General features: G+C 61.4%; 23 protein-coding genes and 1 other RNA gene. 12 read left to right on the top strand and 12 right to left on the bottom strand.

From position 1 onward, the window contains the following. Positions 1-81: 81 nt before the first annotated feature. Positions 82-1413 (bottom strand): ATP-binding protein, encoded by a 1332-nt coding sequence (locus QWZ03_RS10840; RefSeq protein WP_290332728.1) that lies wholly within the window; start codon positions 1411-1413, stop codon positions 82-84. After that, on the bottom strand, positions 1410-2087 hold the full coding sequence (locus QWZ03_RS10835) for a response regulator transcription factor (RefSeq protein WP_290332727.1): 678 nt from the start codon (positions 2085-2087) through the stop codon (positions 1410-1412). The genes QWZ03_RS10840 and QWZ03_RS10835 overlap by 4 nt, the downstream gene beginning before the upstream one ends. Before the next feature lie 598 nt (positions 2088-2685). Here QWZ03_RS10835 and amaB point away from each other — a divergent pair. The 3 genes from amaB to QWZ03_RS10820 all read left to right on the top strand — a co-directional run bounded on the left by amaB (position 2686) and on the right by QWZ03_RS10820 (position 6317). Beyond that, positions 2686-4242, top strand: a complete 1557-nt coding sequence (gene amaB / locus QWZ03_RS10830; RefSeq protein ID WP_290332726.1) for an L-piperidine-6-carboxylate dehydrogenase — start codon at positions 2686-2688, stop codon at positions 4240-4242. Positions 4243-4262: 20 nt separating this feature from the next. After that, a complete protein-coding gene (locus tag QWZ03_RS10825) occupies positions 4263-5657 on the top strand; it encodes a CoA transferase (RefSeq protein ID WP_290332725.1) in 1395 nt (464 codons plus the stop codon). 192 nt (positions 5658-5849) lie between these two features. Further along, the gene (locus QWZ03_RS10820) at positions 5850-6317 is read left to right on the top strand and encodes a ribosomal protein L7/L12 (protein ID WP_290332724.1); all 468 of its coding nucleotides are present in this window, start codon (positions 5850-5852) and stop codon (positions 6315-6317) included. A 25-nt stretch (positions 6318-6342) separates the two neighbouring features. On the opposite strand, the gene QWZ03_RS10815 is transcribed toward QWZ03_RS10820, so the two are convergent. From QWZ03_RS10815 to smpB, 4 genes are all read right to left on the bottom strand, one after another. Continuing rightward, positions 6343-7611: a DUF6445 family protein gene (locus QWZ03_RS10815; protein ID WP_290332723.1), complete on the bottom strand. Its 1269-nt coding sequence runs from the start codon at positions 7609-7611 to the stop codon at positions 6343-6345. A 75-nt stretch (positions 7612-7686) separates the two neighbouring features. Then, positions 7687-9264 (bottom strand): glutamine-hydrolyzing GMP synthase, encoded by a 1578-nt coding sequence (gene guaA / locus QWZ03_RS10810; protein ID WP_284196485.1) that lies wholly within the window; start codon positions 9262-9264, stop codon positions 7687-7689. A 159-nt stretch (positions 9265-9423) separates the two neighbouring features. Beyond that, entirely contained in the window at positions 9424-10587 is a 1164-nt protein-coding gene (locus QWZ03_RS10805) for a GGDEF domain-containing protein (protein ID WP_290332722.1), read from the bottom strand. 281 nt (positions 10588-10868) lie between these two features. Then, on the bottom strand, positions 10869-11318 hold the full coding sequence (smpB, locus tag QWZ03_RS10800; RefSeq protein ID WP_284196487.1) for an SsrA-binding protein SmpB: 450 nt from the start codon (positions 11316-11318) through the stop codon (positions 10869-10871). Positions 11319-11431: 113 nt separating this feature from the next. Here smpB and QWZ03_RS10795 point away from each other — a divergent pair, with 113 nt between their 5' ends. The 6 genes from QWZ03_RS10795 to nudB all read left to right on the top strand — a co-directional run bounded on the left by QWZ03_RS10795 (position 11432) and on the right by nudB (position 15564). Then, the gene (locus tag QWZ03_RS10795) at positions 11432-12451 is read left to right on the top strand and encodes an asparaginase domain-containing protein (RefSeq protein ID WP_290332721.1); all 1020 of its coding nucleotides are present in this window, start codon (positions 11432-11434) and stop codon (positions 12449-12451) included. Positions 12452-12474: 23 nt separating this feature from the next. Further along, positions 12475-13779: a sensor domain-containing phosphodiesterase gene (locus tag QWZ03_RS10790; RefSeq protein WP_290332720.1), complete on the top strand. Its 1305-nt coding sequence runs from the start codon at positions 12475-12477 to the stop codon at positions 13777-13779. Positions 13780-13822: 43 nt separating this feature from the next. Further along, positions 13823-13920: signal recognition particle sRNA small type (gene ffs, locus QWZ03_RS10785), an RNA gene on the top strand. 168 nt (positions 13921-14088) lie between these two features. Then, the gene (locus tag QWZ03_RS10780) at positions 14089-14685 is read left to right on the top strand and encodes a TetR/AcrR family transcriptional regulator (protein ID WP_373322401.1); all 597 of its coding nucleotides are present in this window, start codon (positions 14089-14091) and stop codon (positions 14683-14685) included. Positions 14686-14699: 14 nt separating this feature from the next. Beyond that, entirely contained in the window at positions 14700-14891 is a 192-nt protein-coding gene (locus tag QWZ03_RS10775) for a YqaE/Pmp3 family membrane protein (RefSeq protein WP_290332717.1), read from the top strand. A gap of 190 nt (positions 14892-15081) precedes the next feature. Further along, positions 15082-15564, top strand: a complete 483-nt coding sequence (gene nudB, locus QWZ03_RS10770) for a dihydroneopterin triphosphate diphosphatase (RefSeq protein ID WP_290332716.1) — start codon at positions 15082-15084, stop codon at positions 15562-15564. 81 nt (positions 15565-15645) lie between these two features. Here the strand turns inward: nudB and QWZ03_RS10765 are convergent, their stop codons facing one another. The 3 genes from QWZ03_RS10765 to QWZ03_RS10755 form a co-directional block, all read right to left on the bottom strand. Beyond that, positions 15646-16059 carry a hypothetical protein gene (locus QWZ03_RS10765; protein WP_290332715.1) on the bottom strand — a complete coding sequence of 138 codons (414 nt, stop codon included), beginning with the start codon at positions 16057-16059 and terminating at the stop codon, positions 15646-15648. A 100-nt stretch (positions 16060-16159) separates the two neighbouring features. Next, complete coding sequence (locus QWZ03_RS10760) at positions 16160-16699, bottom strand: GNAT family N-acetyltransferase (RefSeq protein ID WP_290332714.1); 540 nt, start codon at positions 16697-16699, stop codon at positions 16160-16162. Further along, complete coding sequence (locus tag QWZ03_RS10755; RefSeq protein ID WP_290332713.1) at positions 16696-17052, bottom strand: hypothetical protein; 357 nt, start codon at positions 17050-17052, stop codon at positions 16696-16698. Before QWZ03_RS10755 ends, QWZ03_RS10760 begins: the two co-directional genes overlap by 4 nt. A 294-nt stretch (positions 17053-17346) precedes the next feature. Between QWZ03_RS10755 and QWZ03_RS10750 the strand changes: the two genes are divergently transcribed. Genes QWZ03_RS10750 through clsB form a run of 3 tightly spaced genes read left to right on the top strand, consistent with a single transcriptional unit; the run spans position 17347 to position 19510 of the window. After that, entirely contained in the window at positions 17347-18108 is a 762-nt protein-coding gene (locus QWZ03_RS10750; RefSeq protein ID WP_290332712.1) for an endonuclease/exonuclease/phosphatase family protein, read from the top strand. Next, positions 18108-18350: a hypothetical protein gene (locus tag QWZ03_RS10745; RefSeq protein ID WP_290332711.1), complete on the top strand. Its 243-nt coding sequence runs from the start codon at positions 18108-18110 to the stop codon at positions 18348-18350. The genes QWZ03_RS10750 and QWZ03_RS10745 overlap by 1 nt, the downstream gene beginning before the upstream one ends. After that, complete coding sequence (gene clsB / locus QWZ03_RS10740) at positions 18350-19510, top strand: cardiolipin synthase ClsB (RefSeq protein WP_290332710.1); 1161 nt, start codon at positions 18350-18352, stop codon at positions 19508-19510. Before QWZ03_RS10745 ends, clsB begins: the two co-directional genes overlap by 1 nt. A 41-nt stretch (positions 19511-19551) precedes the next feature. Here the strand turns inward: clsB and QWZ03_RS10735 are convergent, their stop codons facing one another. The 3 genes from QWZ03_RS10735 to QWZ03_RS10725 form a co-directional block, all read right to left on the bottom strand. Continuing rightward, on the bottom strand, positions 19552-20739 hold the full coding sequence (locus QWZ03_RS10735; protein WP_290332709.1) for an acyltransferase family protein: 1188 nt from the start codon (positions 20737-20739) through the stop codon (positions 19552-19554). An 82-nt stretch (positions 20740-20821) separates the two neighbouring features. Continuing rightward, entirely contained in the window at positions 20822-21475 is a 654-nt protein-coding gene (maiA, locus tag QWZ03_RS10730) for a maleylacetoacetate isomerase (protein WP_308447544.1), read from the bottom strand. Positions 21476-21694: 219 nt separating this feature from the next. Further along, positions 21695-22675 (bottom strand): fumarylacetoacetate hydrolase family protein, encoded by a 981-nt coding sequence (locus tag QWZ03_RS10725; RefSeq protein ID WP_290332708.1) that lies wholly within the window; start codon positions 22673-22675, stop codon positions 21695-21697. Positions 22676-22753: the final 78 nt, after the last annotated feature.

Here is a 22753-nt window from a genome sequence, read left to right as displayed (position 1 = left end):
AAAAACAGGCAGCCACCAAAAACCGGCTGCTTTCAGCAGCTTGTTGCAGCTGTCCACAGGACACCCACAGGCTTGTCCCACTCAGGCTGTGGATGCGATTACCGGAAACACCAAACTGACACAGAGGCCGCCACGATTGCTGAAATCAAGTTCAGCCCCGTGCAAGGCCACTACCCGCCGGACGATGGACAGACCCAGCCCACTCCCCGGCAATACGCTATCCAGCCTGTAGAAGCGCTCACCCAAGCGCGCCAAGGCGGCATCGGGTACACCAGGGCCATTATCCTGCACCGACAGACTCAGCCGTCCCGCCATTGTCTCCAGCGACACAGCCACATGTCCGCCAGACGGCGCATGGTTGATGGCATTGTCCAGCAGATTGCGCACTGCCAAGCGCAGCAGGCTGGCCGAGCCAAACAGCATTGAAGGCTCACCGTCCAGCGATAGCTCAATACCCCGACCCATGGCCTGGCAGGCGCAATCAGCCAGTTCTTCCCGCGCCAGCAGCAGTAAATCGAACACACCAGCATCCGGCACAGCGGCAAGGTGATCCAACCGCGCCAGCAACAGCAACTGCTCGGTCAGCCGCGTTGCACGGCTCACGCCGGCCAGAGCCTGTGCCAGCGCATGCTGCCGCGCAGCAGCAACCGGTTCTGCCATTGCCACCTCCAGCTGGGCGCTGATAGCCGCCAATGGCGTACGTAGCTCATGCGAGGCATCCGCCGTAAAGCGCCGCTCGTTTTCCAGCGCGGCTTCCAGTCGCGTCATCAGCAGATTGATTTCCGCCATCAAGGGCTGCGCTTCATCCGGGATGGCGCTTGCCAGTACCGGAGACAAGTCATCCGGTCGCCTGGCGGCAATCTGGCGCGACAGGTCTTCCAGCGGGGCCAGACCACGGCCCACCGCCATCCAGATCAGCACCACCATTACCATCAGGGACAGCAACCACGGCGACCCCAGCCCGACAGCCAGCCCTGCAGCCAACTCATCCCGCTCGTACCAGGGCCGGGCCACAGCCAGCCAGCGATCACGCAAGGGCTCTTTCACCCACAGCACGCGCCAACGCTGCCCGCCTATCTCCAATGTTTGCAGCCGCTCACCCGATTGCCGGAACGCCAGTGCCGGTGCAGCCTGGCTGCGAAACACCGGCCTGCCCTGCAGATCCCAGGCCCAGGCGGCAAAGGCGTCATCATCATTGAAGGCATGCAAGCCAGGCGCATCGACCGCCGCCTGTATCTGCCCCATGTCCAGCGAAAACAAGGTAGCAGCCACCTGCTCTAGTTGGTGATCGAACAGCTCGTCCACCTCTTGCAGCATATAGAGATAGGACGCCGCGGCCAGCAGCAACCAGACGGGCGCCAACACCCCCAGCAACAGCCGTATCAGCCGTCCACGCAACGATCTGCCCATCATGGGGCTGCCTCCGCTTTGGCAGGGTTCAGCATATAACCCACACCACGCAGGGTCTTGATCCAGTCGCTCCCCAGCTTCTTACGCAAATGATGGACATGGACTTCCACAGCATTGCTCTCCAGTTCCTCCCCCCAGCCATACAACGCAGCTTCAATCTGCTCGCGCGACATGGGCCTGCCCGGCTGGCTGATCAACAGCGCCAGCAGGTCAAACTCGCGCCCGGCACAGGCCAGCGGCTGGCCAGCCAGCGTCACCGTGTGGGTAGCCGGATTCAACACCAGCTCGCCATGCTGATAAAGCGGGTCACTGCGCCCGGCCGCACGGCGCAGCAAAGCCCGCAAACGGGCAGCCAACTCCCCCAGGGCGATAGGCTTGACCAGATAGTCATCCGCGCCCGCATCCAGGCCTGTAATACGGTCCTCCAGCGCATCGCGGGCGGTCAGCATGAGTACTGGCGTAGACAGACGCCTTTCCCGCAAGCGCTTCAGCAGCGAAAGGCCATCACCACGTGGCAAATTCCAGTCCAGCACCACCGCCGCGAACGGTTCTGCAGCCAGCGCTGCATCCGCCGACATCGCATCGCAAACCCAATCCACGGCAAAGCCTGCCTGGCTCAATCCCGCCTTCAGGCCATCTCCCAGCAGGGCATCATCTTCCACCAGCAATATGCGCATTCAGCAAGCTACCTCGATAGTTATGAGCGGCTAACAAAACCCAGCGTAGCCGGTGCTGGGTTGACCTGCTTGTCGCCATGGAGCATTGCTGCATCCAGGTTATCGCGTTCCCAGCTGCTTTCAGGCACGGCCACCATAGCATGCAAGGGCACCATGGCCGGCCGGCTGCCTGCAAGCGCCTTGTGCCTATCCCAACTTGAACTACTTGACCTGATACCCCTCGGCCTGCCGCTGTTCCTGCCCCTCAGAACAAACAGAGAGCCTCATGGCAAGTTCCCAGAAGTAATGATCCCGGAGCCCGCATTAGACACAGGCTTGCTTAAACCAAACTTAAGCGCAGGTTTGGCCCACTTGCCCGAAAAACAGGCAGCACTGAGAAAGCGCCATGCTTCAAGCAGTTGCCATACTTATCAACATGCCGCCCACAGGCTTACCCCAGGCTGACGTGGACAAACAGGCCATTGCAGATAAGCCTGCAAAACTTGCTTGCGCTCTATAAGCTACCTTTTGAATAATTGATACAAGCCCCCCGCAGAGGGCATACCGCTCGGCCCAACCGCATCACCGACCCTGTGCGAACAGCACCCCAGGAACTGCCATGCGCCTACCCCCAGACCTGATTGCCGACCTGCGTCTCTCAGACCTTGCGGCCGAGCCACTCTGGCCCTCTGCCCTGGTCGCCGGTGCAGCCCACTATGCCGATAGTGCACCACGTGACATGCGTTCCCCCATCGACCACGCCCTGCTCGGCAGCTATGCCCCCGCCTCGGCCGGGTTGGTCAACCACGCAGTGGAAGCAGCACATGGTGCCTTTCTCAAATGGCGTACCGTACCTGCACCCTTGCGCGGCGAGCTGGTACGGCGCATAGGCGAGCAGATACGCCAGCGCAAACAGGCCCTGGCCAGCCTAATTACTTTGGAGGCCGGCAAGATCAGCAGCGAGGCCGAAGGCGAGGTACAGGAATGCATTGATATCTGTGACTTTGCCGTGGGCCTGTCGCGGCAGTTGCATGGGCTTACCATCGCCAGCGAGCGCCCCAGCCACCGCATGATGGAGCAATGGCAGCCGCTGGGCGCGGTAGGCGTCATTACAGCCTTCAATTTTCCCATGGCAGTCTGGGCCTGGAATGCCATGCTGGCCCTGGTATGCGGCAATGCAGTTGTCTGGAAACCCTCGGAGAAGACGCCCCTGTGCGCCATCGCCTTGCAGCGGCTGGTCGAATCGACCATAGACGAGATGACCGAGAGCGTACCCGCCCACCTCTGCCAACTGGTATTGGGCGAGCGCGAGGCGGGTGAGCGGCTGGCAGCCCATCCGCTATTGCCCTTGCTGTCCGCCACCGGCTCCACCCGCATGGGCCGCACTGTCGCCCAAGCGGTAGCGGCACGCCTGGGGCGTTCCCTGCTTGAACTGGGCGGTAACAACGCGTTGATCGTCGCCCCGACCGCCGACCTGGAAATGGCCTTGCGCGCCATTGTCTTCTCGGCCGCCGGCACCGCTGGCCAGCGCTGCACCAGCCTGCGTCGGCTGATCGTGCATGAGAGCTTGGTGGATACCCTGTGCCAACGCCTCGCCCAGGCCTTCGAGAGCCTGCCCATAGGTCATCCCGGCGCGGAAGGCACGCTGGTAGGGCCGTTGGTGGATGCCGAGGCCTACTGGGCCATGCAGCAAGCCCTGCAGGCTGCCGAACAGCAAGGTGGTCAGCGTCTGGCTGGCGGCAATCGGCTGGAACAAGGTGTACCGGACCATGGCTACTATGTGCGGCCCGCCCTGGTGAAGGTGCCCGGCAACCTCCCCATCGTGATGGAGGAAACCTTTGCTCCCATCCTCTACCTGATGCCCTATAGCGAGCTGCAGGATGCCATCGACCTCAACAACGCGGTGTCGCAGGGACTCAGTTCCGCCATCTTCACCGACAGTGTGCGTGAGGCCGAGACTTTTCTAGGGCCAGCCGGGTCCGACTGCGGCATCGCCAACGTCAATATCGGTACCAGTGGTGCCGAGATAGGCGGCGCCTTTGGCGGCGACAAGGATACCGGCGGCGGCCGCGAATCCGGTTCTGATGCCTGGCGCAACTATATGCGTCGCACGACCAACACCGTCAACTACGGCACAGCCTTGCCACTGGCCCAGGGTGTAAAATTCGAGGTTTAGCCTCAGGCACAAGGCTGCCAATGCAAGCTCCCCATCCCCAACACACCCTGGCGCAGCTTTGGACGCTGACCGGCCTGCCGCAGCAGGCACTCGAATATATCCACCTCGAGGGCGAAGACCCCATACTCCCCTCCACCTTTGCCGTAGGCAGCGCCGCCCAGGCCAGCCTGGCAGCCAGTGCGCTGGCCGCAGCCACGCTATGGCAACAACGCAAGGGCAACTGGCCCGACGTTCGCATCAATATGCGCCACGCTGCCATTGAATGCCGCAGCGAACGCTACCTGCTGGTGGATGGCGCGCCGCCGCCCGACCCCTGGGACAAGCTGGCTGGCGCCTATCGCTGTGGCGATGGCCGCTGGGTAAGGTTGCATACCAATTTTCCACATCATCGCGACGGCTTGCTGGCGCTGCTGGGTTGTGCCAACGAGCGCACCTCGGTGGCAGAAGCGCTGCTGAACTGGCAGGCCGAAGCCTTTGAAACCGCAGCCAGCGAACGCGGCATGGTAGTGGCGGCCATGCGCAGCTTTGCCGAATGGGATGCGCACCCGCAGGCCGCTGCCATTGCTGCCCTACCCACCTTTACCCTGGAACAGATAGGCGACGCACCTGTGCAAGCCCTGCCCGCTGGCGACAGGCCGCTATCTGGCATCAAGGTGCTCGATCTAAGCCGTGTGATAGCAGGCCCGGTGTGCGGCCGTACCCTGGCTGCCCATGGCGCTGACGTGCTGATGATCACCTCGCCGCGCCTGCCGGCCATTCCCTTGCTGGTGATGGACACCGGCCGGGGCAAACGCAGTGCCGCGCTAGATCTGACCCAAGCCGCCGAGCACGCACAATTGCTACAGCTATTGGCCCATACCGACATCTTCATGCAGGGCTATCGCCCCGGCGGCATGAACGATATGGGGCTGGGGCCGGAAGCCTTGGCCGCCTTGCGACCTGGCCTGGTCTATGTTTCGCTCAGCGCCTATGGTCACCAAGGTCCCTGGGCGCACAAGCGGGGTTTCGATTCGCTGGTGCAAACCGCCATGGGCTTCAATCATGCCGAGTCCTCAGCTGCTGGTGAGGCAGCCCCCAAGCCCCTGCCCATGCAGGTATTGGACCATGCCAGCGGCTACCTGATGGCACTGGGCGCCATGGCTGCACTGCATCGCCGCGCTACGGTCGGTGGTAGCTGGCATGTACGGGTATCACTGGCACAAACTGCCCACTGGCTGCGACAGCTGGGCCGCCTGCCTGGTGGTTTGCAGGCGCCTGACATCTCGGCTGCCGAAGCGCAGCCCTATTGCGAGACCGCGCCATCAGGCTTCGGCCAACTGACCACAGTACGCCATGCGGCCGTGCTGAGTGGGTTGCTGCCACATTGGTCACTGCCGGCCGTACCGCTGGGACATGATCCGGCCGCCTGGTGGTAGGCAGCATACGCTCCGAAGGGCGATAGGGGGCTCTCCGAAGCTTCGACTTCCAGGCAAGGCGCGCGTGTAAACCTCAGAGCAGCATATACTTGATATGCAAGGAGAAGTCCCTCTCGCGCAACGCAGTATTGCGACGATATCAAGGTGGCTGGCAGCCCCCTACCGTGAGCCCCCCCCGACAAGGAGTGCACCATGCCCACAGGTCACACCACACTGTCGCCGCAGGCGATAAGCGCCATCCAGAACGGCAATCTGCTTGAAGCCATCAAGATCGTTCGGGGGGATACCGGTTTGGGTTTGAAGGAAGCCAAGGAACTGGTCGAGCAGTATCGGTCTGGCAAACCGTTAGTGGGCAGCCTACAGCCTGGCTCGCCCACACCCCAGTTCGGCGACCAGTTGTCCCCCGCTGCCCTGGCCGCACTCAGCCAGGGCAACATCATCGAAGCCATCAAGCAGGTACGGGCCGAAACAGGCCTGGGCCTGAAAGACGCCAAGGATCTGGTAGAGCGCCATCAATCGGGCAAGGCGCCGGCCAGCAGCAAGCCCCGCTTAGGTTCGGGCCAGGTGGCCGAAAGCCGCTTTGGGGCAGGATTCTGGCTGGCCGTCATCCTGGGTGGGGCACTGCTCTATCTGTGGTTCAGCGGCAGCTTGTCTGGCTAGCCCTGGCGATACGGCAGGTGGTGGCTCATAGCATTTCAAAACTGAATAGGCGGGTCAGCCTACCGTTGTCGAAACCCTCCCCAAACACATTGTCCACCGCATGAAAGTGATTGCCCTTGTACAGCACCAACCGGTTGTAGCGCATGGGCACGGTAAACAGTTGCTGCCAGCGGTCGCGCTGAGCCGTAAAACCGGCAAAGGCACGCGGCTCACCCAAGGGGGTTTCGCGTCGTAGAAAGGTCTTGAAATCCGCATAGCCAGCCGCCTGCAGCAGCGTATCGGCCGGCCGGCGCAGCCAGCCCGTGGCGGCATGGCGCCAAAAACTGGTGCCACCCTGGCAGTGCTCAGGCCGCGTCAGGTAGAGCACGGCAGCATAATGGCGAGTCTCCGTCGCCAGCTCATCATCCACATGGATATCGGTACGTGCCGTGGCATCTGCCAACGTCAGGCGCATCACGCCGTTGTCGGGCGACAACCATTTGAGCCGGCGCCCCAATCGGTCAGCCAGTGCCTGCATGATGGCCTCGCAAGGCAGCAGGCTGGTTTGTGACCCAGGATAATTGCCTCTGGCTACGCCATATTGCAGCCCAGCAGCCCAGGCTCTGGCCGCATCAGGATCAGGCAGAAAATCATCGAGCACATGCAGATCCGCATCACGCAACACCGTGCGCACCTGCTTCTCCTCCGCCGTCTCGCCCAACTGCAGCAATGGAAAGGGATCACCCACCGCCACCGTCGCGGAGGGCGAGGCAAAACCCATATAGGTTTGCTCAGGCAGGCAAGGGTCGGCCACACATGCCACCCTGTAGTAATCCATGGCCTCGGCGGCATCGTCCCGGTCGTAAGCCGCCAGGGCTAGCGCCATCAGTGTCGGTACATGTCCCGGGTGCTGCTGCAGCAACTGCAGTCTGGCTTGCCGTTCACCGCCCAGATCGCCCATGCGTTGGTACAGGGCGGCCAATGCCTGCCCATAGGCCAGATCCCCGGGGGCCAGGGCGCTTGCACGCTGCCGATGCACCAATGCCTCCTGCAGCTTGCCTAACCCTTGCAGCAACTGCGCCAGATGGTCATGCAAGGCTGCCGTGTCCTCGCCAGCCGCCAACGCCTTCTGCAGCATCACCCTGGCCATATCGGCCATACCCTGCTGGGCCATGCACAGGCCCAGGTAGTGCAGCGCCAAGCCACAGCCAGGCTCCAGGGCCAGCGCCTGCTGGTACAAGGCGGTCGCTTCGCGCAGGCGTCCCTGCTGGTGCAGGCCCATACCCTGCTCGGCCATCTGGCGCGCTTTATTCATGCAGTCCTCACGTAACAACGGCCCGCAATGCAGCGAGCCGTTATCTGAGAGCCTAGGCCGTTACCCAGCCCAGACTTATTCCCACTCGATGGTTGCCGGCGGCTTGCCCGAAACGTCATACACCACCCGGTTGATGCCACGCACCTCGTTGATGATACGGTTGGATACCCGTCCCAACAGGCTATACGGCAGCTCAGCCCAATGGGCCGTCATGAAATCGCTGGTCACCACCGCGCGCAGGGCCACCACCCATTCATAGGTGCGGCCATCGCCCATCACGCCTACCGACTTCACCGGTAGGAACACCGCAAACGCCTGGCTGGTCAGCTCATACCAGGTCTTGCCGCTGTGCTCGTCGCGGGTATTGCGCAGTTCTTCGATAAAGATGGCATCAGCGCGCTTGAGCAGTTCAGCGTAATCGCGCTTCACCTCGCCCAGTATCCGCACCCCCAGGCCGGGGCCGGGGAAAGGATGGCGATACACCATGTCGTGTGGCAGCCCCAGCGCCACGCCAAGTTCGCGCACCTCGTCCTTGAACAGTTCGCGCAAAGGTTCCAGCAGCTTGAGGTTCAGGGTCTCAGGCAGGCCTCCCACATTGTGGTGGCTCTTGATGGTATGGGCCTTCTTGGTCTTGGAGCCCGCCGATTCGATCACGTCCGGGTAGATGGTGCCCTGGGCCAGCCACTTGGCATTCGGCAGCTTCACCGACTCGCGCTGGAACACTTCCACAAACTCGCGGCCGATGATCTTGCGCTTCTGCTCGGGGTCGGTCACCCCTTCCAGGAAGCCCATGAACTCGGTGCTGGCGTCCACGCGTATTACCTTCACGCCCAGGCCGCGGGCAAACATCTCCATCACCATATCGCCTTCGTTCAGGCGCAGCAGACCGTGGTCAACGAATACGCAGGTCAATTGATCGCCGATGGCGCGGTGTATCAACGCCGCCGCAACCGAGCTATCCACGCCGCCCGACAGACCCAGAATCACTTCCTCGCTGCCAACCTGCTCGCGTATCTTCTTGACCGCCTCGTCAATATAGTTAGGCATGGTCCAGCTAGGCTGGGCGCCGGCAATGCCCAGCACAAAGCGATGCAGCATATCGGTGCCGCGCTTGGTGTGGGTTACCTCCGGGTGGAACTGCACAGCGTAGAACTTGCGTGCCTCGTCGGCCATGGCCGCGATGGGGCACGAGGCCGTCTCGGCAATCAGGCCAAAGCCGGCGGGCATGGCCGTCACCTTGTCGCCATGGCTCATCCATACATCCAGCAGACCATCGCCTGCTTCGTTGGTGCGGTCTTGCAGGCCGTTGAACAGCTGCGAGTGGCTACGCGCACGAATTTCGGCATAGCCAAACTCACGGCTGGCGCCTGCCTCTACCTTGCCGCCCAATACTTGCGCCATCCATTGCATGCCGTAGCAGATACCCAGCACGGGCACACCCAACTGCAGCAGGCCGGCATCGGCCTGGTAGTCGCTCTCATACACCGAGTTGGGGCCGCCAGACAGGATAATGGCCTTGGGATTGAAAGCCTGGATATCGGCCAAGGGCATGTCATAGGGATGCAGTTCGCAGTAGACATGCGCCTCGCGGACGCGGCGGGCAATCAGCTGAGCGACTTGCGAGCCGAAGTCGAGGATAAGGATTTTGTCCATGGCGGCCTTCCGTGCAAAAACCGGATTTTACAGGAGCACGGCGAGCAAGCGAAGGGCGGATTGCACAGGGCATAGGCAGGCAAGCGCCCGGATGACGCTGAGAACATGGGCCATCCCCCTGCCAAGACCCGCCGGCATGCCGCCTCGCAACCAGCCGGCTCAGACCGACATCGCCAATATCTGCACCCTGTTCTGCCCTGTCGATTGGGCAGCCTCCAGCGCCTTCTCTGCCGTCACCAACAACAGGTCCACATCGTTCTGCCCTTCTGCCAGGCTGGTCACACCAATGCTCACGGTAAACCAGAGGGGGCCATTCGGGGTGTAGATCACCAGGTCCTCCACCCGTCGCCGCAATCGCTCCGCCACCTTCTGGGCACCATCGCTGGGCGCATTGAGCAACAGAATGGCAAAGGCATCGCTGCCCAGGCGAGCAAAGCTGTCCACATCGCGCAATTCCTCGCGCACCACCCGGACAAACTGCAGCAAGGCCTCGTCACCCGCATTCATGCCATAGCGCTGGATAAGATGCTTGAAGTTGTCGATATCCACTCGCAGCATGGATGTCGGCGACCAGGCGCGCTCTATGCGCCGGGCCTCCGCCTGCACGATCTCGCCAAAGCCTCGCCGATTGAAGCAGTTGGTCAGGGGGTCCTGCTTGGTGGCATACATCAGCTCGGCCGCTATGCGCTCATGTATCAGCAGCATGCAACCCAGCGCCAGCCAGATGCCGAAGAACAGCACCAGCACATAGAACACCAACTCCCGCAAGGCATGCAGATCCCCGGTCTCGGTCGGGTAGATCACCCCTAGTACCAGCCGCAGCAGATTGACCAGGCACCAGCCGTAGATAATGCCGCGGAACAGCGTATGCCCCAACCGGCGCTGCGGTTGCACCGGCTGCCTGAGAGCGCGTACACCAGCGATGCCAAACACGACCTGGGTAATCGAGAACAGGGTCAGGCGGGCGTGGTAATCGGGCCAGACCACACCCAGCAGCAACAGCGCCAGGGTATTGCCCGCCAACAGCGCCAGCACGAATCGCCAACGCCTGGGTCGTTCGAAGAAATCATCGATACCCAGCAAAATACCGGCACAACCCAGGCTGGCCAGAAAATCCGGCAGCGCCCCCCAACGCGGCAGGCTGGTCAGCACCAGGGAAAACGTGAACAGCGAAGCGGCATAGGCCAACAGCCCAAACGCCCAGATACGCGGCCCGCTCATGATGCTGCGTACCCGTATACCGCTTACATAGACCAACGCTGCCAGCTGCAGCAGCATCAACGATTCGGCCAGCAGCAAGGTGGGGATGCTGAGAAAACTCATGGACGGCAGGTACCGGCAAGCGGCTTGATCAAGGGGTGTAATACAAGGTTCATGCCGGTGTTATAGCCAAAATCAGCCCGTCACCGGTATGAACAATTACACCAATCTAACGGCCCACACACACGCCAAGGCGTGCTAGCCCGCCTGCGGGGATCGTAGAGGTGTGGCCAGAGCTGGGAGAGCCGCTACTTGAAAGGCGGCCAACGCCAAGCACCCGGGTTGCCCGGTTGCACGAGCTGCATGTAACTACCCTATGACGCTTGTATGCTCACATCAGGCTCTCAACGCTTGTGCACCTTCATCGCCCGCTGTATCTCGCGCTGGGCATCCTTGGTCCTCTCGCTATCACGCTTGTCATGCAGTTTCTTGCCCTTGGCAAGACCCACAGACAGCTTGATGCGGCCACCCTTGAAATGCATGTCCAGTGGCGCCAGGGTATAACCCGAGCGCTCCACCCGACCTATGAGCTTATTGATCTCGGCCTGGTTCAGCAGCAGCTTACGGCTGCGGGTCGGGTCCGGCACGATATGGGTGGAGGCGCTGGTCAGCGGCGAGATATGGGCGCCTACCAGATAAAAGGCGCCGTTACGCAAGATGACGTAGCCTTCCTTGATCTGCACCTTGCCGGCGCGAATGGACTTGACCTCCCAGCCCTCGAGCACAAGGCCGGCCTCATACTTCTCTTCAATGAAGTAATCGTGAAACGCTTTACGGTTATCAACTATGGACATGGCTGGATGCGTTCTGCAGAGCGCGGTAAAGTCCCGCCGTCGCCACCGTGGACGACTGCGCACTTCCGCGCATAACAATTCAAAGCGCCGATATTAACTGAATCGACAACGCCATGCCCCACAAGCGCCTATTTGTCATCTATGCCGGCGGCACCATCGGCATGCAATCCACCGCCAGCGGCTATGCCCCGGTCGCCGGCTATCTGCCGCAGGAGCTGGCCCGCATTGCCGGGCGCACCCCAGGCTTCCCCGCCTATACGCTGAAGGAATACGCCCCGCTGATAGACAGCAGCAACCTTCAGCCGGCCCACTGGAACACCATGGCAGCCGATATCGCTGCCAACTATGACAGCCACGACGGCTTTGTCATCATCCACGGTACCGACACGCTGGCCTACACCGCCTCGGGACTCAGCTTCATGCTGGAGAACCTGGCCAAGCCGGTCATCGTCACCGGCGCCATGGTGCCGCTGGCCGAGCAGCCCAACGATGCCGAGCAGAACCTGGTGGATGCCTTCCACTGGGCTACCGAATCCAAGCTCTATGAAGTCTGCGTGGCCTTCAATCGCCAGCTGCTACGCGGCAACCGCGCACGCAAGCTATGGGGAGCCGAGATCGGCGCCTTTGGTTCGCCCAACTACCCCATCTTGGGCCGGGTGCAGGGGCACCATGAATTCAACCCGGCACTATGCCTGCCCAAGCCTGCCGCGCCATTCAAGGCACATCAGATTAACCCGGACCTCGCCATCGTTGGTCTCAAGCTCTACCCGGGCAATACGGCGAGAATGATGGAGCACCTGTTACAGGCCGAACCCGCCCTCGCTGCCGTGGTGCTCGAAAGCTTTGGCGCAGGCAACGCGCCCGACGCCGATACGGCGCTGCTGGCAGCCTTCGCCAGCGCAGCCCGGCGTGGCACCGTGCTGCTCAATGTCACCCAGTGCATCTCGGGCAAGGTCAGCGATAGCTATGCCGCCGGCACGGCCCTCAGCCGCGCTGGCCTGATCTCAGGTCAGGATCTCACACCCGAAGCCGCACTAGCCAAGCTGTACTTCCTGCTATCGCAGCCACGCGGCGTGCTAGGCTGGGAGGACACCCTACCAGTCAATCTACGTGGTGAACTGTCAGCAAGCTGATTGGGATAGAACCGTCATTGTCCATGCCACCCATCCATGCACCTTACCAGCTCGATACCTTGCTCGACCTTTGCCAGGTCGAGGGCGAGCAGCATATTGCCCGCCATGCCAGCTTCGTGCTGCATAGCCACTTCCAGCCCATTTACAGCTTCGCCCACCGCCGGGTAGTCGGCCATGAGGGCCTGATGCGAGCCTGGTCCGATGCAGGCAAGGTGCTGTCGCCCTACACCGTGTTTGCCTCCGCCCGTTCCGAATCCGAGCTGGTGACACTGGATCGGCTTTCCCGCCTGCTGCATACCCGCAACTTTGTCACCCAGATGCAGGCCTGCCAGGAGCCAGCGCACTGGCTGTTCCTGAATGCCGAACCCAATGCCTTTGCCCATGCAGGCCAATACGGCCGCTTCTTCCCGGAGATGCTGGACAAGCTGCAGCTGCCGCCACAGCAGGTGGTAGTGGAGGTGCTGGAAACCGCGATAGAAAACAACCGCGCCCTCAGTCGTGCCGTAGATTACTTCCGCGACATGGGCTGCCTTATCGCCATCGATGACTTTGGCGCCGGCCACTCCAATGTGGATCGCGTCTGGCGCCTGCGCCCCGATATCGTCAAGCTCGACCGCACCCTGATTGCCGATGCCTCGGAAAACCGCGAAGCGCGGCTGATACTGCCAGGCTTGGTCAGCCTGCTGCATGAGGCCGGCTCCCTGGTCCTGGCCGAGGGCATTGAAACCGAAGAGGAAGCCCTGCTGGCACTGGAGGCCGACTGTGATCTGGTTCAGGGCTACTATTTCGCTCGCCCCAGCCCCAGCATTCTCTCCGCCGAGCCTGCCAACCCAGTGTTCGATACCCTCTGGCAACACTTCAACACCCATGTGCGTGAGGAAATAGACCAGACGCAACGGCAGTTGGCCCCCTATCGGACCGCCCTGCTGAAAGGCGCGGCCCGTTTGGCCGATGGCGATGCATTTGGCCTAGCCGCCCAACCGTTCATGGATGAGCCCGCCGCCATACGCTGTTTTCTGCTCGATGCAGAGGGCCGACAGGTGGGCGCCAACCTGACTCCCACCGCACCAACCAGCGAGAAAGCCCCGCGCTTTTCGCCACTGGACGATGCCCGCGGCGCCATCTGGTCACGCCGGCACTATTTTCGTCAAGCCATGAAGCGCTTTGGCGAGCTACAGATTTCACGCCCTTATCTATCGATCGTGGGCGAAGAACAGTGCGTAACGCTATCGCTGGGCATTACGCTGCACGGCCAGCAGCATGTGCTTTGCGGCGATTTGCTATGGCAGGGCCCTTCCGAATTCGACGTACGGCCCGGCAGTGTGTAGAATGCTGTCTGTTCGTCGCGCTGGCGCCGAATGTTGTCTCAATGGCGGGTCTCCCCGCATTGCCAAGTCGTGAATCTGGTCAGGTCCGGAAGGAAGCAGCCACAGCGGTGCAGGCAAGTGCCGGGGGTCGGGCTCGCCACCTCCCCTTCTCAAGTTTTAACAGCCATCCTCACGCAGCCATTGCGTCGCCCGATGCCTGTTTGTGCAGCTTTTTCTAGAGCTGCAGCTCAAACCTAGTAAGATTACGTCATCCTTACGCCACCACCTATCGTGATGAAGACCTACGACCGCATCGTCCAGGAAAGCCTCATGCTCTTCAACGAGCATGGTGAGCGCCCGATTACCACCAACCATATCGCGGCCCACCTGGGTATCAGCCCTGGCAATCTCTACTATCACTTCCGCAACAAGGAAGAGATCGTCTACCAGATTTTCCAGCTCTATATCGACTACATGCGCAAGCACCTGCAGGTGCCGGAACACCGGGTACTGGAGCCTGAGGATCTGGGCCGCTACCTGGATGCCGCCTTTGCCGCCATGTGGCAGTATCGCTTCATGTTCTACGACCTGCCCGGCCTGCTCAGCCGCAGCCCGCAGCTCCAGACCGACTACCACAGCTACGTCAAGAACGAGCTTGCTCCCATCCTGGCCAAGGCCTTTGGCGAATTTGCCGCCATCGGCTTCATTAACATCAAGCCGGATGAGATCATGCCGCTGGCGACCAATACCTGGATGGTGGTGAAGTTCTGGTTTGCCTTCCAGCAAACCATCCATCCCGACCGCCCCATCAGCGAAGAAACCGGCAAGCAAGGTGCCCGCCACGTACTGGCCCTGTTCAAGCCCTACGTACAGCCGAGCTTCATGCCGGTGTTCGAGCAAATCGAAGCTCGCTACAAACCCGCCTGACCAGGACCCCCAGCATGCGCCTGATTATCGCCATCTTTCTGCCGTTTCTGCTGTTCTTCACCATAGGCCGCCCCATTGCCGGCCTTATCTGCCTGATCCTGCAACTGACGGTGCTGGGCTGGATACCGGCAGCCATCTGGGCCGCCTATGCCTTGTCGCAATACAAGACCGACAAGAAGATCGAGGCTGCGCTGGGCAAGCGCTGACAAAACCCGGCATAGTGACTCTGGCTGACACAAGTAGGCGCTTGTGACCAAGTAGTAGGTGGGTAGTGCAAGCCAGGGCAACAACACCCGTTAGGTTTTAAAAGCTGCTCTAAATCCAGGTGGCCCAACAAACCCTAGTCCTCAACATGCCTTAGAATAGCGCCACTTCCCACGCCCGATCGTCCGCCTCATGACCAAGCCCTACAAGCGCCCTGAATCTGTCCTGGTGGTGGTTTACACCCCTGAACTGCAATCGCTCATCATTGAACGCACCGATTACAAGGATGCCTGGCAGAACGTGACGGGCAGCCTGGAAGACGATGAGACGCCTCGCCAGACTGCGATACGGGAGCTGCAGGAGGAGCTTGGCATTGATGCCAGCCAGCACGAACTGCAGGATTGGGGCATTACCAATGAGTGGGAAATCTTCGAGATCTGGCGCCATCGCTACGCACCGGGTGTAACCATGAATACCGAGCATGTATTCGGCCTGCTGGTGAGCGAACGCTTTGAGCCGCAGTTGGCACCGCGCGAGCATACAGGCTGGTTGTGGCGGGACTGGAACGTGGCGGCCGAGGCGGTTTTCTCACCCTCCAATGCCGATGCCCTGCGCATGCTGCCCGAGATGGCCGAGAAGTTTGGCGCCAGCATGCTTCCCCAAGGCCACGCCTGAGTCACGCAAGCGCCCCGCACCATCAGCCTGGCCAGCGCCAGCATGGCCTAACGCAAAGGCCGGCCACATTGGGCCGCCAACTCAAGGAGCAGCAGTTGGCGTAGCCGCTGCCTTGCAGTGCAGACCCGCCTTGTCTTCCATGCCATTGCGCGCAAGCACCAGGCGTTTTGCAGCCGCACTGTAGCTGCTGCGCGTAGTTTCAGCCTGCTTGCGCACACCCTCGCTGCAACTGGCGTTGTTCACCACCTCACTCAGCACCACCTCCACCTGCGTGGCCAACCACCAGGCCTGGCTCAATTCGGCCTGGACGGTGGGGGCAGCTTGGCACAGCTGTTCCACCGTGCTGTTGGCCAGGCTCTTGAGTCGGCCCTGCATGCGCATGTCCGCATCGTAGGCCGCTTGTATCTGCGGCGTCGCACGGTCCAGCAGTTCCTTGCATTCAGCCAGTGCAGTGGCTGGCAGCAGTAACAGGACCAGGGCGAAAATTTGCTTCATGATTTTGCCATCAAGAGTTGGAATCAGGCGAAGTATGCCGATGTCGTTGCTTTACTACCATACCGTTACACCCGTCACGGTGCGCGCCCATCGTACCGCTTTACACCGCACCGTAGCCTATGGCTGGATTTGGCGCCGCTGGCTCCACCCCGCGTAGCGGCGCTTGCTGCAACCCGCCCAAGCGCTCAGGCAATATCAGATCATCCACCCTGGCCTGAAACTCAAAGCCACGCGTATTTTCCCTTGCTACCGTGAATCCCAGGCGGCGATGAAAACGTACCGATGCCGCATTGGTACGGTAGACATGGGATACCAGACGCTCAACACCACGCTCTGCAAACAAAGCATGGGAATAGCGCACCAGCTCTCCCAGCACTGCAGGCGTGCGCCAAGCAGGGTGAATGTTAAGCATCAGGACAAACCAGCAAACCGACTCATGGGGCGAATAATTGGCATAAGCCACCACCCTGCCCTCGCGCCGCACCAGCACAAAGGGGTGGCCAGCTTGCTGCGACGCTGCCAGTTGAACCATGCGTTGCTCCAGGCTGATGGTGTCGCCGGCCGCCTCAGTGTGCTGGGTCAGGGTCAGTAGGTCCAGCTCGGCCAGCTCAACCAGCAGGGTGTCCCCAGAGGGGCTCAATGCAGAAACTCCGGCAAGCCCCCGGCCAGGCTGGGAAGGCTGAGGATCACCACCCCTCTGGCCAGCCAGGTCCATACCGGGCTGCTGCTGTTGCTGGCGCAGCGCCACACCACCCAGGATGCCAGCAACCCATGCAGCACCAACAGGCAGAACCAGCCCAATGCCACCTGCTTGAACAGCACCATGTCCAGTTCATGAAACCGCTTGCTGATCAGCACCCAGGCAAAAAATCCCCCTGCCGGCAGATAGAGCATGACTTTGCCCAGCACATAAAACACCCACCAGGCTGAAAACAATCGGGCTTCGCCACTCAGGTGACTCAGCAGGAAACCCCGTGGATACAGTTTGGACATGATGGAGATACCAGGCACGGTGCCCCGGTGCGGTGTCAATAAAGCCGGATTCTAGCCGCAAGCTGACCAGCCGTACGACCCCAAGGCAAACTGGCCGCCCGTTGCACCATCTCAGCGACACCACGCCCTACCCAATGGCAGCGACACAAGCCTGCCCCACGGCAATGCCTACCCGCCATAGCGCTTCCCAAGCGTGCATTTTTCCGCCACCAACGCCGTGAGATGGCTATATGATTCCTGATATGGCTAACCCTCACGCGCAGGCCCTCACCGCCCCGCACGGACGGCACCCAAGTGACGGAATCAAACAAAAAAACATTGCGGATCGCAACCTACAACATCCACAAAGGCATGTCGGCCTTTAACCGCCGCCATGTCTTGCCTGCGCTCAAGCACGCCTTGGGTGGGCTGACGGCCGATCTGGTGTTTCTGCAAGAGGTCCAGGGAGAGCACCAGGCCAGGGCGCAACGCCATCACGATTGGCCAGAGCACCCCCAGCATGCTTTTCTGGCCGACGATCAACTGCACCATGTCTACGGCCCCAATGCGGCGTATCAGCACGGCCACCATGGCAATGCCCTGTTGAGCCGCCATCCCATCAGCAGCTGGCACAATCACGATATCAGCCTCAGCAAGCTGGAGCGGCGGGGCTTGCTGCACAGCCAGGTATTGCTGCCGGGGCGCGATCTGCCATTGCATGCGCTATGCGTACACCTTAACCTGCGCGCTAACGACCGCCGCGTGCAACTGGCCGCGCTGGCCGACTACGTCGTGGCGCATATCCCTGCCGATGCACCGCTGGTGGTAGCTGGCGACTTCAACGACTGGCGCCAAGAAGCCTGCGGCTTTCTGCGCGAGGCACTGGATCTGCGCGAAGCCTTTCATAGCCTGCATGGCCGCGTGGCAGCCAGTTTTCCAGCACGGCTGCCCTTATTGGCCCTGGACCGCATCTATCTACGTGGCATGCATGTAGAACATGCCGAAGCCCACAGCGGCAAGAGCTGGGGCCAGCTGAGCGACCATGCGCCCCTCACCGCCACTGTCAGGTTGAATTGATGCAGGATAAACACGGCCGCCTGGCCGAATGCCCTTTCGATTTCCTCGCTTGCAAGAACGGCAGCGTTCAGCTTCGCGCTCATGGCCGGGTGGTGAAAACCCTGTCCGGCAAGGCAGCAGCCAGCTTTCAGCTCAAGGCCAGCAGGCTCGAAGGCCAGGCTTTGCAACACTTGCTCGCGCGCGAAACCGGGCAGTTCAAGTTCGGCAATGAACGCTCGCCCGGACAGGAAGCCCCCTACTGATGCCCTGGCAGGAGGGTAACCAGCTCACCTTGCTACGCAATGGCGAGCAGTATTTCCCCGCCCTGCTTGCGGCCATTACTGCAGCCCGACGCGAGGTGTTCCTCGAGAGCTATCTCTACGAACCCGACAAGATAGGCCGACAGGTTTCTGCCAGCCTGATGCGTGCAGCCCGCAGAGGGGTACAGGTGCATCTGCTGCTGGATGGATTCGGTGCCCGTTACCTGCCCCAAGACCTGCGACATAGTTTGCTGCAGGCAGGCGTGCGCCTGCTGTTCTTTCGACCCGAGTCCACCCGCTTCTCACTCGATCGCCAACGGTTGCGGCGCATGCACCGCAAGCTGGCAGTGGTGGATGGTCAGGTGGGCTTCATCGGCGGCATCAATATTCTGGAAGACCTGGATGGCCCAGGCCTCCCACCGCGCTACGACTACGCCACCCGGGTAGAGGGCCCGCTGGTGGCCGAGATGCGCCACATCGCCGCCAGCCAGTGGCGCCAGACCTGCTGGTCCCAGCTCAAGCACGAATGGGCCGCCATCCCGCATCACCATCACACGCCACCTGCGACAGGCCGGATGCCCGCCAAGCTGCTGCGGCGTGACAATCTGCGTCACCGCCGGGCCATCGAAGCCGCCTATCTGCAGGCCATCAAGCAGGCCCGTGAAGAGATCGTCGTGGCCAATGCCTACTTCCTGCCAGGCATTACCCTCAGGCGAGCTTTGCTGGCGGCCGCCAACCGGGGTGTACGGGTGGTCATCCTGCTGCAGGGGCGTCTGGACCATGCCCTGCTGCACTACGCCACCCGCGTACTCTACCGCCCCCTGTTGTTGGCCGGGGTGGAGATACATGAGTACACCGCAGGATTCATGCACGCCAAGGTGGCTGTGGTGGATCGAACCTGGCTGACGGTGGGCTCGTCCAATATCGACCCCTTCAGCCTGCTGACGGCCCGCGAGGCCAATATCGTCGCCCTGTACGCGCCCCTGGCCCATGAACTGAGGGCGGATATCCAGCGGCACATCAATGAAGCCGCTCAACCGGTACCCGCCGAGAGCATCATGGCCGCCCCCTGGTGGCGCCGTGTGCTGCCCTGGCTGGCTTACCAGCTGGTGCGTGGCCTGCTGGGTTTGACGGGGTATGGCAAGCGCGAGTACCGGGAATAAGCACCTGGGTTAGAGCAGCACCCTACCATGGCGCACAGTCCCTAGCTCTGCGTGGCAACCGCTGGCACCACACTGCGCCCACGCACCAGTCTGCTGCGTATCCGTCGGTTCAGTGGTTCGGAGAAATACCGTGCCACCAGATGGCCCGTCAGCAGCGACAAACCCAGCGCGCCGCCATACAGCCACGGCACCATCTGCGGCCCGCCACCCCAGGCACGGAAGGCCTCGACCAGGGCGATCACCACGAACATATGACACAGATAGATTTCGTAGCTGCTGCGCCCCACCCAGCGCAGCCAGCTTATGCCCGGCAAGCTCGCATAGCGATACCAGGCTGGATTGGCGTGGGTGGCAATCAGCACCAGGGCGGCGCCCAGCGCCAGCAGCGTCATGTCCAACCCCAAGCCAGTCAGGCCAGACTTGTAAACCCAGCCACGGAAATACAGGGGCAAGGCCATGCACACCAGCCCCAGTACAAGCACCCAGATCCCACGGTGCCCGGTTGGCAGCCAATGCCGGGCCAGCATGGCCATCATGCAGCCCAGGGCAATCTCACCCATACCCGACAGATAACCATGGTCAGCCCAAATCTCATTGCTACCCATGCCCACGCGGGCATAGGGGCCGATGACGAAGAAAGCACACAAGATGACCAAGAGCCAGCGCGGCGAGCGCACCAACAGGCAAAGCAGCGGGAAGCCCAGGTAGAACGCCTCTTCCACCGACAAGGACCACAGCACATCCCAAGCACCCGGCAGATAACCATACTGTGCTTCCAGCCAGTTCAGGTGAAAGGTGAGTGCCGAGACGGCGGCGCGCCATAACGGCGTAGTGCTTGCGGCATCATGAAAACCCGGCACCTGCCACGCCTGCAACAAGGACTGCAGTACGATGAAACCCAGCAGGCAGGGTAGCAGTCGGGCAGCGCGAAAACCGTAAAAGTGCAGCGGCTGCACTTTCTCCAGGCTGTGCCAGCGGGCCAGCATGGCCTGCGTGATCAGGAAGCCTGAAATCACGAAAAACACCATGACCGCCTGCCAGCCGCTGGAGAACAGAAAATTGTAGGCACGCTTGGATAGCCAGGCTGCCTCTTCAAAATCCCGGAACGGGACCCGGATATTCAGGTGCATCAGCACCACGGCAATGGCAGCCCAGCCGCGCAGCACATCTATCCAGTCATTGCGTGCCAAGGCTAGACCAGTAATATTCTGGTCTGGGTAAGAAGTCATCCATTTCCAATCAGCGTATAGCGGGTACGACCCCGCACTGGGCAGGGCCCGCCAGAGAAGTAAGCACTACCGTCGGGTGACCTTACTCGGCGTCGGCCTGTTTGGAAGGATGCGTCTGGCTGAAAGCCGGCAGGCTGCTCAGATGCGCATCGATTGCAGCAATACGCGGGTAGCTGGCCATGTCGACCTTGAAGCGATGGGCGTTGAATACCTGTGGCACCAGGCACAGATCGGCCAGCGTGACGCTGTCGCCTACGCAATAGCGCTCGCTGCCCAGGCGAACCAGCTCCTGCTCCAGGGCAGCAAATCCCTGCCTTATCCAGTGGCGGTACCACTCATCTGCGGTCTCCTGGCTCTGGCCCAGCGTCCCCTTGAGATATTGCAGCACGATCAGATTGTTGAGTGGGTGGATGTCGCAGGCTATCAGTTGCGCCAGCGAGCGTACCCTGGCGCGCCCCAGCAGGTCTGCTGGCAACAGCGCTGGCGTTGGATAGCGCTCTTCCAGATACTCGCAGATGGCCAGCGACTGGGTCAGCACCACGCCATCGTCCAGTAGCGCAGGCACCCGCCCCTGCGGGTTGAGCGCCAGATAGTCGGTACTTCGCTGCTGGCCACCATCACGCAACAGATGGATGGGCACTGCTTCGTAGTCCAGCCCCTTGTACGCCAGGGCAATGCGCACCCGCCAAGCTGCAGAAGAACGGAAATAGGTATACAGCTTGCGATCCATGGTCATGGTATGAGCTTGTGTAGTTGGCATATTTGGTCTGTACGTGGGGTAAGACCGCCGCGGTATAGATAGCGTTCCCCACTCGCAACGGTCAGAACGATAGTGTATGCCATGCGCCGGCCATATCACTACACCTGCGCCCAGCCGCAGAAACAATCAGGGCAGGCAGGCCCGGCACGCTTGCGCACCCTGCCCACCCGCCCTGATTGGCACTACCAGTCGGGCCTACTGCCCCAGTACGACGGTCTGCTCGATCGCGCCAAAGATGGACTTGCCTGCACCATCCCACATATCGATCTTGACGGTATCGCCCGCCTTGAGGAAAGGCGTCTTGGGTGCCCCCTGCTCTATGGTTTCTATCATGCGGACTTCCGCCAGGCAGCAGGAGCCACGGGCGCGATCCTTGTTGGAGATGGTGCCGGAGCCCACGATGGAACCCGCGCCCAGCTTGCGGGTACGGGCCAGGTGGGCGATCAGGTCGGCGTGACTGAAAGTCATTTCCTCGCCGGCATTGGGTTCGCCAAACCACTCGCCATTAAGCCACACCCGCAGCGGCAGGTGCAGGCGATTGTCCTGCCAATGGCCTTCCAGCTCATCCAGGGTCACGGCCACCGGGCTGAATGCGCTGGCCGGCTTGGATAACACAAAGCCAAAACCCTTGGCCAACTCGTTCGGTATCAGGTTACGCAGGCTGACATCGTTGACCAGCATCACCAGCCGCACATGGCGCACTGCATCCTCGGCGCTGGTGCCCTTGGGCACATCGTCGGTAATCACGGCCACCTCGGCCTCGAGATCGGTTCCCCAGGCCTCGTCCAGGATGGAGATGGGATCACGGGCGCCCAGCATATCGTCCGAGCCACCTTGATACATCAGCGGGTCGGTATAGAACGAGGGCGGCATTTCCGCGTTGCGGGCCTTGCGTACCAGTTCCACATGGTTCAGGTAGGCCGAGCCATCCACCCATTGATACGCACGCGGCAGCGGCGCCGCACACTGCGCAGGGTCGAATGCCTGGGCGCGCCCCTCATGGCCGCTGTTCAGCAGCTCCGATACCTTGCGGAGCTGCGGCTCAATGTGTGCCCAATCATCCAGCGCCGCCTGCATGGTGGGTGCAATGTCCGGGACAGCCACATAGTGCTTGAGATCACGGCTGACCACGACGAGTCGGCCATCACGGCCATGCTTGAGACTAGCGAGTTTCATGCTTGAGTTCCTATGTTATGGGGATGGGCAGCAACCTCAGCTTCCGAGCAAGACAGGATGCGAGCGAAAAATTTCAAC

This window comes from Chitinimonas viridis, assembly GCF_030409555.1.
Taxonomy (GTDB): domain Bacteria; phylum Pseudomonadota; class Gammaproteobacteria; order Burkholderiales; family Chitinimonadaceae; genus Chitinimonas; species Chitinimonas viridis.
Note: the sequence above shows the minus strand (reverse complement) of the source record. Positions and strands in the feature narration are given on the sequence as shown.

Excerpts from the sequence above, each read along its gene's own strand:
- QWZ03_RS10840 (WP_290332728.1), bottom strand. The coding sequence starts at position 1,413 with ATGATGGGCAGATCGTTGCGTGGACGGCTGATACGGCTGTTGCTGGGG.
- QWZ03_RS10835 (WP_290332727.1), bottom strand. The coding sequence starts at position 2,087 with ATGCGCATATTGCTGGTGGAAGATGATGCCCTGCTGGGAGATGGCCTG.
- amaB (WP_290332726.1), top strand. The coding sequence starts at position 2,686 with ATGCGCCTACCCCCAGACCTGATTGCCGACCTGCGTCTCTCAGACCTT.
- QWZ03_RS10825 (WP_290332725.1), top strand. The coding sequence starts at position 4,263 with ATGCAAGCTCCCCATCCCCAACACACCCTGGCGCAGCTTTGGACGCTG.
- QWZ03_RS10820 (WP_290332724.1), top strand. The coding sequence starts at position 5,850 with ATGCCCACAGGTCACACCACACTGTCGCCGCAGGCGATAAGCGCCATC.
- QWZ03_RS10815 (WP_290332723.1), bottom strand. The coding sequence starts at position 7,611 with ATGAATAAAGCGCGCCAGATGGCCGAGCAGGGTATGGGCCTGCACCAG.
- guaA (WP_284196485.1), bottom strand. The coding sequence starts at position 9,264 with ATGGACAAAATCCTTATCCTCGACTTCGGCTCGCAAGTCGCTCAGCTG.
- QWZ03_RS10805 (WP_290332722.1), bottom strand. The coding sequence starts at position 10,587 with ATGAGTTTTCTCAGCATCCCCACCTTGCTGCTGGCCGAATCGTTGATG.
- smpB (WP_284196487.1), bottom strand. The coding sequence starts at position 11,318 with ATGTCCATAGTTGATAACCGTAAAGCGTTTCACGATTACTTCATTGAA.
- QWZ03_RS10795 (WP_290332721.1), top strand. The coding sequence starts at position 11,432 with ATGCCCCACAAGCGCCTATTTGTCATCTATGCCGGCGGCACCATCGGC.
- QWZ03_RS10790 (WP_290332720.1), top strand. The coding sequence starts at position 12,475 with ATGCCACCCATCCATGCACCTTACCAGCTCGATACCTTGCTCGACCTT.
- QWZ03_RS10780 (WP_373322401.1), top strand. The coding sequence starts at position 14,089 with ATGCTCTTCAACGAGCATGGTGAGCGCCCGATTACCACCAACCATATC.
- QWZ03_RS10775 (WP_290332717.1), top strand. The coding sequence starts at position 14,700 with ATGCGCCTGATTATCGCCATCTTTCTGCCGTTTCTGCTGTTCTTCACC.
- nudB (WP_290332716.1), top strand. The coding sequence starts at position 15,082 with ATGACCAAGCCCTACAAGCGCCCTGAATCTGTCCTGGTGGTGGTTTAC.
- QWZ03_RS10765 (WP_290332715.1), bottom strand. The coding sequence starts at position 16,059 with ATGAAGCAAATTTTCGCCCTGGTCCTGTTACTGCTGCCAGCCACTGCA.
- QWZ03_RS10755 (WP_290332713.1), bottom strand. The coding sequence starts at position 17,052 with ATGTCCAAACTGTATCCACGGGGTTTCCTGCTGAGTCACCTGAGTGGC.
- QWZ03_RS10745 (WP_290332711.1), top strand. The coding sequence starts at position 18,108 with ATGCAGGATAAACACGGCCGCCTGGCCGAATGCCCTTTCGATTTCCTC.
- clsB (WP_290332710.1), top strand. The coding sequence starts at position 18,350 with ATGCCCTGGCAGGAGGGTAACCAGCTCACCTTGCTACGCAATGGCGAG.
- QWZ03_RS10735 (WP_290332709.1), bottom strand. The coding sequence starts at position 20,739 with ATGACTTCTTACCCAGACCAGAATATTACTGGTCTAGCCTTGGCACGC.
- maiA (WP_308447544.1), bottom strand. The coding sequence starts at position 21,475 with ATGACCATGGATCGCAAGCTGTATACCTATTTCCGTTCTTCTGCAGCT.
- QWZ03_RS10725 (WP_290332708.1), bottom strand. The coding sequence starts at position 22,675 with ATGAAACTCGCTAGTCTCAAGCATGGCCGTGATGGCCGACTCGTCGTG.